Here is a 19,190-nt window from a genome sequence, read left to right on the forward strand (position 1 = left end):
ATATTTCCAGTATCGCTTTTTTTGTTTGTTACTTTTTTCTCAAATATTATATTTAACTGTTTATTATAAAGAGAAGTCTTTCGACTTCTCTTTTTTTATTATTTTAACTTTCTATGATCCACACATTAGGCAATCATCATCTGGCGCTCCATTTTTAGAAGCATTAACCATAGCTTTAAACTCTGCTGGAGACATTGGTTTATCTTCAATTACTTCTGCTTTCTTTTCTTTAGAAACTGTAAACTGAGTAGCATTTACTGCAGACTTAGTTCTTAAGTAATACATACCTGTTTTTAAACCAGATTTCCAAGCATAAAAATGCATTGAAGTTAATTTTCCGAAATCTGGATCTTTTAAGAATAAGTTTAAAGATTGAGATTGATCGATAAAATATCCTCTATGACGAGCCATATCAATAATATCTTTCATACTCATTTCCCAAACTGTTTTGTATAATTCTCTTAGCTCTGCAGGAATTTCTTCGATGTGTTGAATAGAACCATTTGCACGCATAATGCTTTCTTTCATATCATTATCCCATAAACCTAATTCTACTAAGTCTTCTAACAAATGTTTATTTACAACAATAAACTCACCAGATAAAACTCTTCTCGTATAAATATTAGAAGTGTAAGGCTCAAAAGCTTCATTGTTTCCTAAAATTTGAGAGGTAGATGCTGTTGGCATTGGCGCAACTAACAACGAGTTTCTTACACCATGCTTCATTACTTGCTTACGTAATTTAGCCCAATCCCAGTTTCCACTTAATTCATCATCTTTAATTCCCCACATATTAAATTGGAATTCTCCTTCAGACATTGGAGATCCTTTAAATGTAGAATATGGTTCTTTTGCTTTAGCAATTTCCATAGAAGAAGTTACTGCTGCAAAATACATAGTTTCAAAAATTTCTTGATTTAATTTTTTAGCTTCATCAGAAGTAAAAGGCAAACGTAATTGTATAAATGCATCTGCTAAACCTTGAATTCCTAGTCCTACTGGTCTGTGTCTAAAGTTAGAATTTTCTGCTTCAATTACTGGGTAAAAATTAGCATCAATTACTGTATCTAAATTACGAGTTACTTTTTTAGTAACATCGTATAGTTTTTTATGGTTAAAGTATTTTTCGCCGTTTTCTCTTTCCGAAATAAACATTGGTAACGCAATAGAGGCTAAGTTACAAACTGCAACCTCGTCTTTTGCCGTATACTCCATAATTTCTGTACATAAGTTTGAAGAACGAATTGTACCTAAGTTTTTCTGATTCGATTTTCTGTTTGCTGCATCTTTATACAACATATATGGTGTACCCGTTTCTATTTGAGATTCTAAAATCTTCTCCCAAAGTTCACGTGCTTTTATCGTTTTTCTACCTTTTCCAGCAGCTTCATAACTTGTATATAAACGCTCGAACTCTTCATCGTATGTATCATATAAATGCGGACATTCATGAGGACACATTAAAGTCCAGTCTGCATCTTCTTGAACACGTTTCATAAATAAATCTGAAATCCACATTGCATAGAATAAATCTCTTGCACGCATTTCTTCTTTACCGTGATTTTTCTTTAAATCTAAAAAGTCGAAAATATCTGCATGCCAAGGTTCTAAATACATAGCGAAAGACCCTTTACGTTTTCCTCCTCCTTGATCTACATAACGAGCGGTATCATTAAATACTTTTAACATAGGTACAATTCCGTTAGATGTACCGTTAGTACCAGCAATATAAGAACCTGTAGCTCTAATATTATGTAAAGACAAACCAATACCTCCTGCAGATTGCGATATTTTTGCTGTTTGTTTTAATGTATCGTATATACCTTCTATACTATCATCTTGCATTTGCAATAAAAAACAAGAGGACATTTGTGGTTTTGGTGTACCTGCATTAAATAATGTAGGAGTTGCATGCGTAAAATATTTTTTACTCATTAACTCATAAGTTGCTATTGCTTCATCTATATCATTTTTATGAATACCGATAGAAACACGCATTAACATGTGTTGTGGACGTTCTGCAATCTGACCGTTCAACTTTAATAAATATGAACGTTCTAATGTTTTAAAACCAAAGTAATCGTAATTAAAATCTCTATTATAAATAATAGTAGAATCTAATTTTTCTGCATTGTCTTTGATGATTTCATATACATCATCTGCCAATAATGGCGCTTTTTTTTCTGTACGTGGATTTACATAGTAATATAAATCATCCATTGTTTCTGAGAATGATTTTTTGGTGTTTTTATGTAAGTTAGAAACTGCAATTCTTGCTGCTAATCTGGCATAGTCTGGATGCGCAGTAGTCATGGTAGCTGCTGTTTCTGCCGCTAAATTATCTAACTCTGAAGTAGTTACACCATCATACAAACCTTCAATTACCCGCATTGCAACTTTAACTGGATCGACAATTTTATTTAATCCATAACACATTTTTTTAACTCTTGCTGTGATTTTGTCGAACATCACTGGTTCTTTCTTGCCGTCTCTTTTTGCTACATACATAGGTTTACAGGTTTTATTTTTAGTTGTTTAGTTAGCCACCAAAACATCCACTTTTTGGCAGTTTATTTTCTTACCCCAAAAAAATTAGGGTATAAATTTTTAATATTTAATAGGTATTTAGTGTCCTGGGGAATGAAACTAAATTAAAAATCTGAATCGAAACTTATACTACCAGTTCCACCAGATTTTACTCCAGCTTTTTGATATTCAGAAACTCTTTTTTCGAAGAAATTAGTTTTTCCTTCTAAAGAAATCATTTCCATAAAATCGAACGGATTTGTAGAATCATATACTTTTTCACATCCGAATTCTAACAATAATCTGTCTGCTACAAATTCTAAATACTGTGTCATTAACTTTGCATTCATTCCAATTAAACTAACTGGCAATGACTCCGTTACAAACTCTCTTTCAATATTTAAAGCATCAACTATTATCTCTTTAATACGATCTGGAGAAACTCTGTTTACAATATGATTATTATGTAAGTGTACTGCAAAATCTGCATGCATACCTTCGTCTCTTGAAATTAACTCATTAGAAAAAGTTAATCCTGGTAATAATCCTCTTTTCTTTAACCAAAAAATTGAACAAAATGCTCCTGAGAAGAAAATACCCTCAACAGCAGCAAAAGCAATTAATCTTTCTGCAAAAGAGTCTGACTCTATCCATTTTAGAGCCCAATCTGCTTTTCTTTTAATTGCAGGAAAAACTTCAATCGCTCTAAATAATCTATCTTTTTCAACCTCATCTTTTACATAAGTATCAATTAATAAAGAATATGTTTCTGAGTGCACATTCTCCATCATAATTTGAAACCCATAGAAAAATTTAGCTTCAGAATATTGTACTTCATTAACAAAATTTTCTGCTAAATTTTCATTTACAATTCCATCAGATGCCGCAAAAAAAGCTAAAATATGTTTTATAAAATAACGCTCATCATCCGTTAACTTAGTAGTCCAATCAATAACATCTGCATGCAAATCAATTTCTTCTGCAGTCCAGAAACAAGCTTGTTGTTTTTTATACCATTCCCATAAATCATCATGCTGAATAGGGAAAATCACAAAGCGATTGTCATTAGGTTGTAAAATTGGTTCTATATTAGACATGTATAGGTATAATTTGAGAGTTATTGAATATTATTTAATCGTTAAGAACGACTCCTACAAAGATTGAATTTTTTGTTCCAAAATGAAAGTTATACTTATTCACAAAACCCTTGAAGTTTTTAACAAAATGCACTTTTTTAGGTTTTTTTTCATTTTTTGCATTATCCTCAATTATCTGATATACAGCTTTTTAAAATGTTAAAAAGTCTTAAAGGCCTAGTATTATTGACTTTCTTGAAAAAGTCTAATACACCTCTACCCATTTAAAAAAAGTAAAAATATTTTACTACAGAAACAAAAAAATAAAACAGCTTTTTTTAATAGAAAAGAACAAAGTAGTATAAACCTCATATTATAAGTGTATATTTGTACTTTATTAACAATTTATTATTTATCAAAGTGAAAAACGGAACAGTAAAATTTTTCAACGAATCTAAAGGATTTGGATTTGTAGTTGAAGACGATTCAAAAACAGAGTATTTTGTACACGTATCAGGTTTAATTGACGAAATTAGAGAAGGTGATGCAGTAGAATTTGACTTGAAAGAAGGAAGAAAAGGTTTAAACGCAGTAGACGTTAGAGTAATCTAATTATATTTCTTAAATTTTTAAAAAGTAAAGAATCGTCTAAATATTTTAGACGGTTTTTTTTGCCTTATTTTTGCAAAAACATTTTAAAAATGAAAAGTAAGTTTCCAAAAATTGTACAAATTACAATTATCTCTGTATACTTAATATTTTTAGCTGGATCTGTAGTTAGAATGACAGGATCTGGGATGGGATGTCCAGATTGGCCAAAATGTTTTGGTTATTACATACCACCTACCTCTGAAAAACAAATTACATGGAAACCTAATTCTGATTATAAAAAAGGTTTTATCATTATTAAAGATGAAGCATTATTTGTTGCAGAAAATGACGTAAAAACCTCTATAGAATTCAACCAAAATAATTGGATAAAATACACTAAACACGATTACGCAAAATTTAATAAATACCACACTTGGACCGAGTATATAAATAGATTAACTTCTGTTTTAGCTGGTTTTGTTTTTCTCTTTTTAATTTATGGCTCTTTAAAATATTGGAAAACTAATAAACAAATTACCTATTTAGCTTTTACTGCTTTCTTTTTAATGCTAGTAGAAGCTGTAATGGGAAAAATGGTTATAGATACAAACTTAAAACCTGGAGTAATTACTATACACATGGTTATTGGCCTAATAATTATTGCGCTTTTATTAAAAATAAAATTTATAGTTAGTAAGAATAAAAAGAAAGTTAATTACAACTCAATTTTTAATAAACTTTTAATTTTTTCTGTCATTTTTTCATTAATACAAATTGCTTTGGGTACACAGGTTAGACAATTTATAGACGAACAAGTAAAGCTCTTTGGTTTTGAGAATAAAAACTATAGTTTAATGAATGCTAATTTTAAATTTTACTTTCATAGGTCTTTTACAATAGCAATTGTTTTAGTAAACTTAGGTTTATTTTACATCAATCAAATTAAAAATTTAGGCTATAAATTAGTAAATTGGATTGTCTTTTTAATCTTTCTAGAAACCATTACAGGTATTTTAATGTACTATGCAGAATTTCCCTTAGGAACACAAGCTATACATTTGTTATCTGGTGCAATTTTATTTGGTTTGCAATTTTATTTATGGTTACAAAGCAGAAAAGGAATTAGTGGTTAGTAAAAATAAATACTATATCACTTTGAGCCACTAAAGCTTTGAATCTTATTTAAGGATGCGCATTTACCCAAACTTCTCCGTCAGAAAAATATTCTTTTTTCCAGATAGGAACAGTTTCCTTTAAAGTATCTATTGCAAATTCGCAAGCTCTAAAAGCAGCTTTTCTATGCTTTGCAGATGCAGCAATTATCACAGGAATTTCCCCAATTTGCAACATACCTTCCGCATGATGAATAGCTATTTTTTGAATGTCAAATTTCTCTAAACATAAAACAGCAATCTTCTTCATCTCTTTTATTGCCATTGGTTTGTAAGTTGAAAAATCTAGCTGTTTTACTTCTTTTCCTTTAGTATCATTCCTAACAGTTCCAATAAAAGCTGAAATTCCACCACAAGAATCATCTTCTACAAAATGATAGCATTCTTGTAAACTCAATTTATCGAAAGTTATTTTTATAGAAGTTCTTTGCATAATACTTTATATTAAAACAAGTTCAATACTTATAGCAAAAATAATAATTCATAATGTATCTTTGCACTCAAATTTCCAATACTTCAACAAAATGAAAAGTATCTTTAGAATTGTTAGTCTTTTAGAAGGAATTTCTTACTTGCTTTTACTATTTATAGCAACTCCAATCAAACATTTTCAAGGAGATGCTTCTTATGTAAAAATGCTAGGTATGCCTCACGGAATACTTTTTATGCTATATGTAGTTTTAGCTATTGTAATTAAAAAAGAAATGAATTGGGACAATAAAACTTTAGGAATAGTTTTAGTTGCCTCTATTTTACCTTTTGGAACCTTCTATATTGATAAAAAGTATTTACGCTAAAAAAACTAACCTCCACTAACAGGTGGAATTACTGCAACGATATCATTTTCTTTCAAAATTAAGTCGTCTGCAGCATATTCTTCATTTACCGCAATAGCGTATGAGTCTATATTTTTTAGCAGAGAATGTTTTTTTGATAATTTGCTTAAAACCACTAACAGTTGTTCCTTTTTTTGCATTTATATACAAGTTTGAGGCACCTACTAAATCTGTTGTAATTCCAAAAAAAGTGTTTTTATATCCATTTAATGCAAAGATAAAAAAGTATTAATTTAAAAACTCATCTTAAACAAGAATCCATCGTTTTTAATACCTGCATTAAACGACTTAACATAATCAACCCTTAAAAAACGCCACTTACCAATACCCACATTTCCTAAACCAACTGAAAATTCTGTGTAAGGATTTTTATTAGCCATAAATAAAGTTTTTGCCCCTCCAATTAAATGAAAATTCAACTTATTTATTAAAGGTAATTTACCTAAAATAGATCCTTTAAAATTATGTTCTACATGTGCTTCTGCATATTTATCATTCGTATAAAATTTATAATACTCTAGTAAACCAAAACTATTTAATTGGGTATCTGTAACAAAAAACAATTGATTACCATTCGCTTGTAAATTATCCATTAAAGCAATATTTTTCTTCTTAAAAAAAAGACCTCCTCTAACATTGTAAGCCGTATTCCCAAAATTCCCTGCATCTAAACTTTGCCTAATATTTGCTGTAAGCAAATCAGAATTTAACCCAGAATCTGAGGCTCCAAAGTTTTTCTTATAATTAACACTTAAAGAAGGGAATTTATTATTTCCAATATTTTCTTTTCTATCTGGATATGACAAATATTTCTGATTAAAAATAATTGTTGCTCCAATATTAAATGTTGCCATTTTATGTACGGAAAATGCAGGATTTATATAGTCTGAAGAATTTAGAGGATTATTAGACGTATAAGGATCTGTTTTACTTTGTCTTGCAAAAGAATAATTACTTGTATTAAAAAGCGGCTTTCTATTTGCATATTCTAAAGAAGTAGAAAAATAAACTCCGTTTTTAATTTCTTCAGAATACCTAATTTTAGCAAACTCTTTTTCATAAATTTTCATATAATTTTCTCTTTTCAACAACGATCTAATCATATTATCCATTTTAGAAATTGGCTCCCTATCATTAAACTGAGCAGTTTTTACACCTCCAGAAATAGAAAGTCGTGGCCTAGAAATATTATTCCATTTTTTTGTAAAAAAGAAAGTTGGTCTTGCTTTTTCCTCAGACAAACCATAATTAACATTTACACCAGCATTCCACCATTTTCCTTTTTGGTTTAAGCTTTTAAAATAGCTAACGCCAATAGATGTATTTAAACCTTGAACGGTATTAAAACCTAAATCGCTAATAATACCTTTGTACGATAAAGACCATTTTTTATGTGAATTCCTATAGGTATAACCAGTTATTGGAGAAAGAACACTTAACTTATTTTGTTTTTTATTTACAGAATCTAAATATTTTTTTGATTTACGAACAACTTTAATACTATCCTTAATAACATAATCACTAACTTCTTCTTTGGTTAAAGGAACAGGTCTTAAATCATTCCAATACGTTGAGTCTTTTTCTGTAGCTTCTTTTTCGAAAGTTAAAACCTCATTTGTAAACGTTTTTTCTGTAAAATTTGGTTTAAAATTATAATCCGAAAAAGCAGCAGAAAAACGACCGTCAAATTTAAAACCAAAAGCGTTTACCTTAAAATCTATAGTCTGACTTATTAAAACCCAAGCATCATTTTCTTCGGAATAATTATAATTCTGTTTCAACTTTAAAACATCAACAACAGGAATATTAACTTGAGCTCCAGTAACAGAAACATCTACACCATATAAAGCCCAATCATCTTCAACTATATATAAAAACCCATTAAAAACCCGATCGTTTTTACGTTTGGGAATTAATTTTATTTTATTGATTAGCTTACCTTTTTCATCATAAAAAGTACCTTTCAATTTAAATTTATAATAACTGAAAGCATTTGTAGAAATTGGAGAAACTAAATCATTTCCAAGCTCTACATTATTATTATAAAAATTGATATTTGCATCTTCTGCTCTATTAAAACTAATTCCATTATCCCTGCCACTTACCTTGGAAGCTATAATATTTTCTTTAAATCTCTTTGGTTGTTTCTGAAACTTAATATCTGAAACAGTTTCAGAAAGATAAATAATCCCACTTCTTGTAGAATCCAAACCTCCACCAAAATCACCTAAAGTTTGACCTAAAAATTTTTCTGGTGCATCTTTAATTCTATACAAACCTCTTGAATAAAAATTGGCAGTATACTCTGCAAACTTATCTGTATTCTTGTCTTTATTTGCAATAACTTTTCTAATGATTTGATTAGCAGGATTATCTTTAGTTGATATAGAAATACCAGTTAACTGCACACTTTCTTCTTCTAATTGAACATTTAGTTCAAAAGGAAACGAAGTAATATTAATTTCTTTTTTTAACGTTTTAAATCCCAAAAATTGAAAAACTATAACTTGTTTCCCTAACTTATTTAGATCTAACACATAATCTCCATTATCATTTGAAGTTGTTCCTGTTACTGTCTTATTTAAATAAACACTTACAAATGAAAGCGGATTATTTTCAGTGTCTATAATATTACCTTTTACTTGTGCAAAAAAGCTTAATGAAATAAAAAGAAAAAATAGAAAAGTATTTTTTTTCATAGTTTGGTTTTAGTTGAAGACGTAAAGCTAAAGTTTATGTTACAATAAAATGTTTAATTTTTGTTAACGATATTGTAAATTGTTCTTAATTATTAAGACGTCATAAAAGCTCTAATAGTTGCTCTTTTTTATATATATTTTCAAAACTATCAAAAACAAAGTCAAAAAAGACTTTTAAACCCTAATTTAAAATAAAAAACGAGCTATAAATAACAAAACACAGTTAGAAAAAATCAAATCATAAAAGATTAGTATTCTTCGTTTTCTCTTTAACCGAAAAGCCTATATTTGTATGCTTAAATAAGGAAAAAACATTTTATGAGCGATTCTAGAAAAAGACATGAGGCTTTACTATATCACGCAAAACCAAAACCAGGAAAAATTGAAGTTATTCCTACAAAAAAGTACGCCACACAGCACGATTTAGCTTTAGCGTATTCTCCAGGTGTTGCAGAACCTTGTTTAGAAATAGCAAAAGACAAAAACAATGCATACAAATACACATCTAAAGGCAATTTAGTAGCTGTAATATCTAACGGAACTGCTGTTTTGGGCTTAGGAGACATTGGCCCTGAAGCTTCAAAGCCTGTAATGGAAGGTAAAGGTTTGTTATTTAAAATATTTGCAGATATTGATGTTTTTGACATAGAAGTTGATACCACAGACGTTGATAAATTTGTAGAAACTGTTAAAGCAATTGCCCCTACTTTTGGAGGGATTAATTTAGAAGACATAAAAGCTCCAGAAGCTTTCGAAATAGAAAGAAGACTAAAAGAGGAATTAGATATTCCTGTTATGCATGATGATCAGCATGGAACCGCAATTATTTCTGCAGCAGCATTAAAAAATGCAATAGAAATAACCCAAAAAGACATTTCTAAAGTAAAAATTGTAGTAAATGGTGCAGGTGCAGCAGCAATTTCATGTACACGTTTGTATGTAAAATTAGGTGCACAAAAAGAAAATATTGTAATGTGTGACAGTAAAGGTGTCATTCGAAAAGATAGAGACAATTTAACATCTCAAAAAGAGGAATTTGCTACAAACCAAAATTTAAACACTTTGGACGATGCTATGCAAAATGCAGATGTTTTTATAGGTCTTTCTATGGGAAATGTAGTTACTCCAGAAATGCTCTTAACAATGTCTAAAGATCCTATTGTTTTTGCAATGGCGAATCCTACTCCAGAAATAGATTATGATTTAGCAATTGCAACTAGAGATGATATTATTATGGCTACTGGTAGATCAGACCATCCTAATCAAGTAAATAACGTACTCGGATTTCCTTTTATTTTTAGAGGTGCGCTAGATGTTAGAGCTACTAAAATTAACGAAGAAATGAAATTAGCTGCAGTGTATGCATTAGCTGATTTAGCAAAAAGATCTGTACCGGAACAAGTAAACATTGTTTATGACGAAGTAAGTCTTTCATTTGGTAGAGAATATATTATACCAAAACCATTTGATCCTAGATTAATTTATGAAATTCCACCAGCTATTGCTAAAGCTGCAATGGAATCTGGTGTAGCACTAGAACCAATATCTGATTGGGAAAAGTATAGAGAAGAATTAATGGATAGATCTGGTTCGGGTAGCAAAGAAATTAGAATGATTCATAATCGAGCAAAAAGCAATAAAAAACGTATTGTTTTTGCTGAAGCAGACCATTTAGATGTTTTAAAAGCCGCTCAAAGGGTTCACGAAGAAAAACTTGGATTACCTATACTTTTAGGTAGAAAAGAGGTTATTTTAGAGTTAAAAGAAGAAATTGGTTTTACAGCTAACGTACCTATTTTCGATCCTAAAACAGATGAAGAAAGTGAACGTAGAAATCGTTTTGGAGATGCGTACTGGAAAAGTAGACAACGAAAAGGTAGAACATTGTCTGAAGCAAAAAAACTAATGCGTGAGCGTAATTATTTTGGAGCAATGATGGTTAATGAAAATGAAGCAGATGCACTAATAACAGGCTATTCTAGGCCATACCCTAGTGTTCTTAAACCAATGTTAGAATTAATAGAAAAAGACAAAGGTGTTTCTAAAGTTGCGGCATGTAATTTAATGCTAACTAAACAAGGCCCTTTGTTTTTAGCTGACACAACTATTAATATAAATCCATCTGCTAAAGATTTAGTTAAGATTACTCAAATGACTTCTAATTTAGTAAAAATGTTTGGAATGAAACCAAATGTTGCTATGTTGTCTTTTTCTAACTTTGGATCTATAAGTACAGAAACTTCTAATAAAATAAAAGAAGCAGTATCTTATATTCATCGCCATTTCCCTAATGCTGTAGTTGATGGAGAAATTCAAGCAGATTTTGCTTTAAACCCAGAAATGTTAGCTAAAGAATTTCCTTTTTCAAAATTAAATGGAAAAAAAGTAAATGTTTTAATTTTTCCTAATTTAGAGTCTGCAAATATTACTTATAAATTATTAAAACAAGTAAACAAAGCTGAATCTATAGGCCCAGTTATATTAGGTTTAAGTAAAGCAGTACACGTTTTACAACTTGGAGCCAGTGTAGATGAGATAGTAAATATGGCAGCTTTAGCATGCTTAGATGCACAACAAAAGGAAAAGAGTAAATAAATTGCTACATTAGAGCCCAGAAAAAGATTTTATGATTACACAAATTAGAGGAAGATTAGTAGAAAAAAGTCCAACTGAAGTTGTTATAGATTGCAATGGTGTTGGTTATTTATTGCATATTTCTCTAAATACGTTTTCAAGTTTACCTACTAACGAAAATGTAATTCTTTATACACATTTATCTATTAGAGAAGATGCTCACACACTTTTTGGCTTTATAAATAAAACTGAAAGAGAAGTTTTCAAATTATTAATATCTGTTTCTGGTGTTGGGCCAAGTATTGCAAGAACAATGTGTTCTTCTATGACTTCTGAAGAAATACAAAATGCAATTGCTTCAGAAAATGTAGCGCTAATTCAATCAGTAAAAGGAATTGGTGCAAAAACAGCGCAAAGAGTAATTGTAGATTTAAAAGATAAAATTCTAAAAACCTTTGATATAGATGAAGTTTCTATTAGCACAAACAATACTAATAAAGATGAAGCGTTATCAGCTTTAGAAGTTTTAGGCTTTCAAAGAAAACAATCTGAGAAAATAGTAAATTCTATTGTAAAAGAGAACCAAGATGCTTCTGTAGAAAAAATCATTAAACTAGCTTTAAAAAACTTATAATCAATTGAGTAGATTATTAAAAAATATATTTTTATTAGTCCTTTTTACTTTTTCAGTAAACTTAACTTCCTACGCGCAAACTAATAAAACTAAAAATACTACAGGTGTTAAAAAAGACACTTTAAAACTTAAATACAACTTTAATCATAACCAAAAAGGAGGGCTCTTTTTAGATGATTTAGCAAAAAAAGAAGTTGTTTTTGACAAGGAGTTAAATATGTATGTTATCCTTGAAAAAATTGGTGACTATATTACAAAAAATCCAATTTTTTTAACCGAAAAAATGTATCAACAATATCGTTTAAAGCGAGATATGTTGCAATATTTTAAAGATAAAGTTAGCGCTACAAATAGTAAGAAAAAAGGAGCTGCAGCTGCACAAAAAGACTTATTACCAACTTACTATGTAAATAATAAATTTTTCGAATCTATTTTTGGCGGTAATACTGTAAAAGTTACACCTACCGGAAATCTAAATTTAAAGCTTGGGTTCATTTATCAAAACACAGATAATCCACAAATATCAGAAGAAAACAGAAGTAGTTTTACTTTTGATTTTGACCAACAAATTAACGCAAGTTTACGTGCAAAAGTTGGTGAGCGATTAGAGTTTACAGCAAATTACGACACACAAGCTAGTTTCGATTTTCAAAATCTAGTAAAAATTGATTTTACTCCAACTGAAGACGATATTCTACAAGGGCTAGAAGCTGGTAATGTAGAAATGCCTATTAAAAACTCTTTAATAAATGGAGCTCAAAGTTTATTTGGGGTTAAAACAAAATTAAAGTTTGGAAATACGAATATTACAGCTGTATTTTCTCAGCAAAATTCTGAAAGTAAAACTGTAGTTGCACAAGCAGGAGCTTCTATTCAACCTTTTGAACTAAGAACTACTGACTATGATAATGATAGACACTTTTTCTTATCACAATTTTTTATCGATAACTATGCAAACTCTTTAAAAAACTACCCTTTAATTAGTAGTCAGGTTAATATAACTAGAATTGAAGTTTGGGTAACTAATAGAAATGCAAGTACAGAAGATTTTAGAAGTATTGTTGCCTTTGCAGATATTGGAGAGTCTAACAATACAAATTCTAATTACAAAAATTTAGTAGATAATAATGGAGCGGTAGTTAATACAAACCCAGTTAGTATTAATACTAATGGACAGATATTAAATTTACCTCAGAATAACTCTAACAACATATACGAAGCAAATATTTTAGCAGGAATTAGAGATGTTTCTACAGTAGATAATACTTTAAATGGTAGTTTTCAGATGGAGCAAGGAACAGATTATTCTGTGCTAGAAAATGCTAGAAAATTAGAATTAAATGAATTTACACTAAACCCACAATTAGGTTATATCTCTTTAAATAGAAGACTTAATGATGGAGAAGTTTTAGCTGTTGCTTATGAATATACTGTTGCTGGTTCTGTAAACGGTAGCACCCAAAAATCATTTAAAGTTGGAGAGTTTTCTAACGATGGAGTGCTAGCTCCACAAAATTTAGCTGTAAAATTATTAAGGTCAGAAATATTAAAAACAAAACGTTTTAATACTACTACAAATAAAGATGAGTCTTTTCCTACTTGGCGTTTAATGATGAAAAACGTGTATGCATTAGGTGCTTATCCATTATCACAAGATGGTTTTCGCTTTGAAATTCAGTATAGAGATGATAAAACTGGTGTTTCTTCTAATGTTCTTCAAAATGCTTTAACTACAAATATTCCTAACACGCCATTAATTCAAGTTTTAAGCTTAGATCAATTAGATCAAAGTCAATTTAGAAATGCAGATGGTTTCTTTGATTATGTAGAAGGAATTACTGTAAACTCTCAAAACGGATATGTTATTTTCCCAGATCCAGAACCTTTTGGTAATGGATTAGAAAAAAACTTACAAACGTTGCAGACGAATCTTATTTATTTAAAGACCTATACTTAAATACTAAAATTAATATTAAAAACAACTTCCAAGATAAAGACAAGTATTTCTTAAAAGGGTATTTTAAATCAGAAAATTCTGGAGGAATACCTATTGGTGCTTTTAATGTTCCTAGAGGATCTGTTAGGGTTTCTGCTGGCGGAAGACAATTGGTTGAAGGTGTAGATTATGTAGTAGATTATCAATTAGGAAGAGTACAAATAATAGATCCAGGATTACAAGCATCTGGTACTCCAATAAACGTATCAACAGAAAATAATGCTGTTTTTAATCAACAAAGAAAAACCTTTATGGGTGTTGATATTGAACATAAATTTTCTGATGAATTGGTAGTTGGAGCAACTATTTTAAATATTAATGAAAGACCAATTACACCTAAAGTTAATTTTGGAGCTGAACCTATAGATAATACTATGTTTGGTGTAAATATTGATTATGCAACAGAAGTACCATATTTTACAAAACTAGCTAATAAATTACCTTTTGTTGATACAGATGTGCCGTCTAACCTTTCTGTTAGAGCCGATATGGCTTATTTGCTACCTGGAACTCCAAGCGGAATTGATGTTGCAGGAGCTGCAACTTCTTATATAGATGATTTTGAAGCATCTCAAATACCAATAAGTTTATTATCGCCTTTAGATTGGTATGAAGCAAGCACACCAAGATATGAAGTTAACGACAGATTTAACGGTAAAAACAACGATTTAACCTACAATGATAAAAGAGGTAAATTAGCTTGGTATAGTATAGATCAAATATTTTATGGAATTGGTCAAACACCTGCAAGTATTGATGCTGATGAATTATCTAGAGCAGAAACAAGGCAAATTAACTATAGAGAGCTTTTTCCAAATGTACAATTAGATATTACTCAAAACTCTTTAGTTAGAACTTTAGATTTAGCATATTTTCCACAAGAAAGAGGATCTTATAATTATAATCAAAATGCAAGTAATATAGACGGAACTATAAAACTACCAAATCCTGAAACAAATTGGGGTGGTATTATGCGTCCTTTAACAACAAATAATTTTGATCAGGCAAATGTTGAGTACATTCAATTTTGGATTATGGATCCTTATCAAAATTATTCACTTACAGCAAAAGAAGGATTACCTGCAGGAATAGACCCAAATGATATTTCAAATCAAGTAGGAGATTTATATATTAATTTAGGTAATATTTCTGAAGATATTGTTAAGGATAATCGTAAAATGTTCGAAAACGGATTACCTGAAGATGGCTTAAAAGTAAACGGAGCAAATGTAAACAGAACTACTTGGGGTGATGTTCCAAGAAATCCATCAATAATCTATGCTTTTAGCGAAGAAGATGAAGCGAGAACAAATCAAGATGTTGGTTTTGATGGTTTAAATGATATTGATGAAAAATCATTAGCTAACATTGGCTTCTATAGTTCATTAGAAGATCCTGCTGCAGATAATTTTCAGTTTTTAGAGGTGCACAATTAGACGCAATTGATGCCTCAATTTTAAAAAGATATAAAGACTATAACAATACTCAAGGGAACTCTCCTACCTTAAATCAATCACCAGAAAGCTACCCTACTTCTTCTTCTACTTACCCAGATGTAGAAGATATTAATAGAGATCAAACAATGAATACTGTTGAGAGTTTTTATGAATATAAAATCTCAATGAATCAAGCAGATTTAGTAAAAGGAAATAATTTTATTGTTGATGAAAAAACTACTTCAGTTTCTTTAGAAAATGGTAGTACACAACAAACAAAATGGTATCAATTTAGAGTACCAATTAGAAACGGAACAGCAATAAATGGAATTTCTGATTTTAACAGCATTCGTTTTGTGAGAATGTTTTTAACCAATTTTAAAATGCCTGTTGTTGTGCGTTTTGGAGAACTAGATTTAGTTAGAGGAGATTGGAGACGTTATACAAAAACAATTGACCCTGCAATTGCACCAGACAGAGATTTAAATCAATCTGAATTAGAAGGGTTTGAAGTTGGTGTTGTAAGTATTGAGCAAAATGATGGAAGTTACATTCAGCCTCCTGGTATAGAAAGAGAGCGTTTACAAGGTAGTACAACTGTTCAACTACAAAATGAGCAATCTGTAACTTTAAAAGTAACAAACTTAGCTGCTAATAAAACAAGAGCTATCTACAAAAATATAAGTGTAGATTTAAGACGTTTTAAAAACCTAAAAATGTTTATGCACTTAGAAGGTAACGATGGCTTCTCTGGTGTTATTAGATTAGGAACAGATTTAGATGACAATTACTACGAAATTGAAGTTCCATTAACTGTTAGTAATGGGGGAAGTAGTCAAGTAGATATTTGGCCAGAAGAGAATAATTTAGATGCATTTTTAGATACTTTTGGTAAAGTAAAATTAGAAAGAGATAAACTACAATTACCGGTTAATGAGCCTTACACATCTGTTGAACAAAGTGCAAGTTTACCTTACACTATTACTGTAAAAGGAAACCCAACATTAGCACAATTAAGAACCATAATGTTAGGTTTAAAAAATACGGGGAATGTTGCTAAGAGTGGAGAAATTTGGTTTAATGAGTTACGTTCTTCTGGTTTTGACAATAAAGCAGGTTGGGCAGCAGTAATGAATGCTGATGCTAATTTTGCTGATGTAGCAAACGTTGCTTTATCTGGAAGCGTGCAAACTATAGGTTTTGGAAATGTAGAAGATAGAGTTAACCAACGTAGTTTAGATGAAACCAAACAATATGATGTTTCTACAACTATTAATTTAGGTAAAGTTCTTACTCCCAAAAAATGGGGAATACAATTACCAATGAGTTATAGTGTAGGTGAAAAATTTATTGACCCTAAGTTTGATCCAAAATACCAAGATGTAACTTTAAGTGATGCTTTAAATGCCGATTTACCTGAAGCTTTAGATGCAGAGTTCTCTAGAGATTATACTAAAAGAACAAGTATAAGTTTTATCAATGTAAAAAAGAATAGAAACCCTAATTCTACTAAAAAACCAAAGTTTTATAATGTAGAAAATGTAGCAGTATCTTATTCTCACAATAAAGAATTTCATAGAGATTATAACATTAAGAAATATATAAATGAAAATGTAGCTGCATCTGCTGCTTATAATTTTAATTTCGATTCTAAATCTATTGAATTATTTAAAAACTCAGAGAAGTTTAAAAGTAAATACTGGAAATTTATAAAAGATTTAAACTTTAATCCAGTTCCTAAAACCATATCTGTAAATTCTAGAATTAATAGAAGTTACAACGAGCAGCAATCTCGAAATTTAATTGCAGGTTTACCAGTTCAGCCAGAATTAAAACAAAGAAGATTTTTATTTGATTGGGATTATACCATAGGTTTTGATCTTACAAAATCTTTACAATTGAATTTTAATGCTTCTAATAGCTATATTTATGATGCTTTTGAAAGTGGTGAGGACTTACAAATTTTTGACAATTTCTTTAATACAGGAAGACCAAATCAATATCATCAAAAATTAAATACTACTTATAAATTACCATTAGATAAATTTCCTTTCTTAAGTTTTATTAAAGCAGATTATGCTTATACAGCAGATTTTGATTGGCAAGTATCGTCTCAAGATGAAACTATAGTAGAGCAAATTGGTAATGTTATTCAAAATGCAAATACTCATAACATAAATAGCACAATATCTTTTGATAAACTTTATAAAAAAGTAGGTTTCGAAAAATTACTACTTACAAAATCGCAAAGAAAGAATGCGAAAGGAAGAAATATAAAACCAAAGAAAAACTTACCTACAGGTAAAAAAATATTAAAAGGTGCTTGGAGTGTTTTAACTTCTGTAAAACAAGGTAAAATAAGTTACACAGAAAATAACGGACAATATCTACAAGGTTATACTGAGGATATTGGTTTTTTAGGAGGAGCTCCAACATCATTTGCGTTCGGTAGTCAAGTAGACATTAGAAATAAAGCTTTAGAAAACGGGTGGTTAGTTACAAGAGCAGATAATGGAGAGTATTTTAATAAAAGCTATAGTAGAACTCAATACAATAAATTAGATTATACATTTACTTTAAAGCCTATTAAAGATTTAAATATTGATGTTAGAGGAAATAAAATAAAAACTAGAGATCTATCTCAACAAGTAGACTTAGTAGAGGGTAAAAATATATTTGAAGATACGCCCGTTTTTGAAACAGGAAACTTTAGTACAAGTCATTCTATGATTTCTACAGCTTTTACTAGTGGAGATCAATTATTTCAGAATATGAAAGGCTATAGAAGTATAATATCTCAAAGACTTTCTACAGAAAATGGAGTAACTTCTGGTTATGGAGAAAATAGTCAGCAAGTATTATTACCTGCATTTATGGCTGCATATTCTGGTAAAAATCCGTCTAAGGTAAATACGAGCTTGTTTAGAAATATACCAATACCTAATTGGACTTTAAGATATAACGGTCTTATGAAAGTGAAATGGTTTAAAGAGAATTTTTCAACATTTGTACTTTCACACGGTTACAGGTCTTCTTATACTGTTTCTAGTTTTACAAACAACTTACAATATGAAGAAGGACAAAATAAAATAAATCAAATTTCACAAAATTTAGAACCCGAATTATTGGTTTCTAGCGTTACATTAGTTGATGAATTTTCTCCTTTAATAAAAGTTGATATGAAAATGAAAAACTCGTTTTCTTTTAGAGGTGAAATAAAAAGAGATAGAACTTTAACTATGAACTTTAATAATAGTACTATAACAGATATTGCAGGAACAGAATATGTTTTTGGTTTAGGTTATGTATTTAAAGATGTTAAAATGAAAACAAGGTTTACAGGTAAAAAAACTACCTTAAAAGGTGATGTAAATTTAAGAGCAGATGTTTCTTTAAGAGATAATTTAACACAAATTAGGTATGTTGATGAAGATAATGATCAAATTAGTGGTGGTCAAAAGTTATTTTCTATTAAATTTACGGCGGATTATGCATTGAATAGTAATTTAACAGCATCGTTGTATTACAATCATCAAACATCTAAATATGCGATATCAACTACATTTCCAAGACAAGCAATTAACGGAGGTATTAATATTGTATATAACTTAGGAGGAAATTAAAATAAATAAATAAAATTAAAATTTAAA

The 19,190-nt window shown here is 29.7% G+C and carries 11 protein-coding genes and 1 pseudogene; 7 read left to right on the forward strand and 5 right to left on the reverse strand.

Annotation, left to right across the window (positions count from 1 at the left end):
- Positions 1–111: 111 nt before the first annotated feature.
- Both N5A56_RS03795 and N5A56_RS03800 read right to left on the reverse strand, forming a co-directional pair.
- Positions 112–2,508 carry a ribonucleoside-diphosphate reductase subunit alpha gene (locus tag N5A56_RS03795; RefSeq protein ID WP_265726310.1) on the reverse strand — a complete coding sequence of 799 codons (2,397 nt, stop codon included), beginning with the start codon at positions 2,506–2,508 and terminating at the stop codon, positions 112–114.
- Positions 2,509–2,651: 143 nt separating this feature from the next.
- Positions 2,652–3,623 (reverse strand): ribonucleotide-diphosphate reductase subunit beta, encoded by a 972-nt coding sequence (locus N5A56_RS03800; protein ID WP_265726309.1) that lies wholly within the window; start codon positions 3,621–3,623, stop codon positions 2,652–2,654.
- 399 nt (positions 3,624–4,022) lie between these two features.
- Between N5A56_RS03800 and N5A56_RS03805 the strand changes: the two genes are divergently transcribed.
- On the forward strand, positions 4,023–4,214 hold the full coding sequence (locus N5A56_RS03805; RefSeq protein WP_249980345.1) for a cold-shock protein: 192 nt from the start codon (positions 4,023–4,025) through the stop codon (positions 4,212–4,214).
- A gap of 89 nt (positions 4,215–4,303) precedes the next feature.
- A complete protein-coding gene (locus tag N5A56_RS03810) occupies positions 4,304–5,326 on the forward strand; it encodes a COX15/CtaA family protein (protein WP_265726308.1) in 1,023 nt (340 codons plus the stop codon).
- Between the two features lie 49 nt (positions 5,327–5,375).
- On the opposite strand, the gene N5A56_RS03815 is transcribed toward N5A56_RS03810, so the two are convergent.
- Positions 5,376–5,798, reverse strand: a complete 423-nt coding sequence (locus tag N5A56_RS03815; RefSeq protein ID WP_265726307.1) for a molybdenum cofactor biosynthesis protein MoaE — start codon at positions 5,796–5,798, stop codon at positions 5,376–5,378.
- Positions 5,799–5,889: 91 nt separating this feature from the next.
- On the opposite strand from N5A56_RS03815, the gene N5A56_RS03820 reads away from it, so the two are divergent.
- Positions 5,890–6,162 (forward strand): DUF3817 domain-containing protein, encoded by a 273-nt coding sequence (locus N5A56_RS03820; RefSeq protein ID WP_265726306.1) that lies wholly within the window; start codon positions 5,890–5,892, stop codon positions 6,160–6,162.
- Positions 6,163–6,167: 5 nt separating this feature from the next.
- On the opposite strand, the gene N5A56_RS03825 is transcribed toward N5A56_RS03820, so the two are convergent.
- Together N5A56_RS03825 and N5A56_RS03830 are read right to left on the reverse strand one after the other, a co-directional pair.
- Positions 6,168–6,341, reverse strand: coding sequence for a MoaD/ThiS family protein (locus N5A56_RS03825; RefSeq protein ID WP_274270191.1), 174 nt, complete (start codon positions 6,339–6,341; stop codon positions 6,168–6,170).
- Between the two features lie 93 nt (positions 6,342–6,434).
- Positions 6,435–8,900, reverse strand: a complete 2,466-nt coding sequence (locus N5A56_RS03830) for a DUF5686 and carboxypeptidase regulatory-like domain-containing protein (protein ID WP_265726305.1) — start codon at positions 8,898–8,900, stop codon at positions 6,435–6,437.
- Between the two features lie 318 nt (positions 8,901–9,218).
- Here N5A56_RS03830 and N5A56_RS03835 point away from each other — a divergent pair, with 318 nt between their 5' ends.
- From N5A56_RS03835 to sov (N5A56_RS03850), 4 genes and pseudogenes are all read left to right on the forward strand, one after another.
- Positions 9,219–11,495, forward strand: coding sequence for an NADP-dependent malic enzyme (locus tag N5A56_RS03835; RefSeq protein WP_265726304.1), 2,277 nt, complete (start codon positions 9,219–9,221; stop codon positions 11,493–11,495).
- 31 nt (positions 11,496–11,526) lie between these two features.
- Positions 11,527–12,108, forward strand: coding sequence for a Holliday junction branch migration protein RuvA (gene ruvA / locus N5A56_RS03840; RefSeq protein WP_265726303.1), 582 nt, complete (start codon positions 11,527–11,529; stop codon positions 12,106–12,108).
- A 4-nt stretch (positions 12,109–12,112) separates the two neighbouring features.
- The gene (sov, locus tag N5A56_RS03845; protein ID WP_274270192.1) at positions 12,113–14,065 is read left to right on the forward strand and encodes a T9SS outer membrane translocon Sov/SprA; all 1,953 of its coding nucleotides are present in this window, start codon (positions 12,113–12,115) and stop codon (positions 14,063–14,065) included.
- A gap of 14 nt (positions 14,066–14,079) precedes the next feature.
- A pseudogene (gene sov / locus N5A56_RS03850) lies at positions 14,080–19,163 on the forward strand (T9SS outer membrane translocon Sov/SprA).
- Positions 19,164–19,190: the final 27 nt, after the last annotated feature.

The sequence above is a fragment of the Polaribacter ponticola genome, from assembly GCF_026191475.2.
Lineage (GTDB): Bacteria > Bacteroidota > Bacteroidia > Flavobacteriales > Flavobacteriaceae > Polaribacter > Polaribacter ponticola.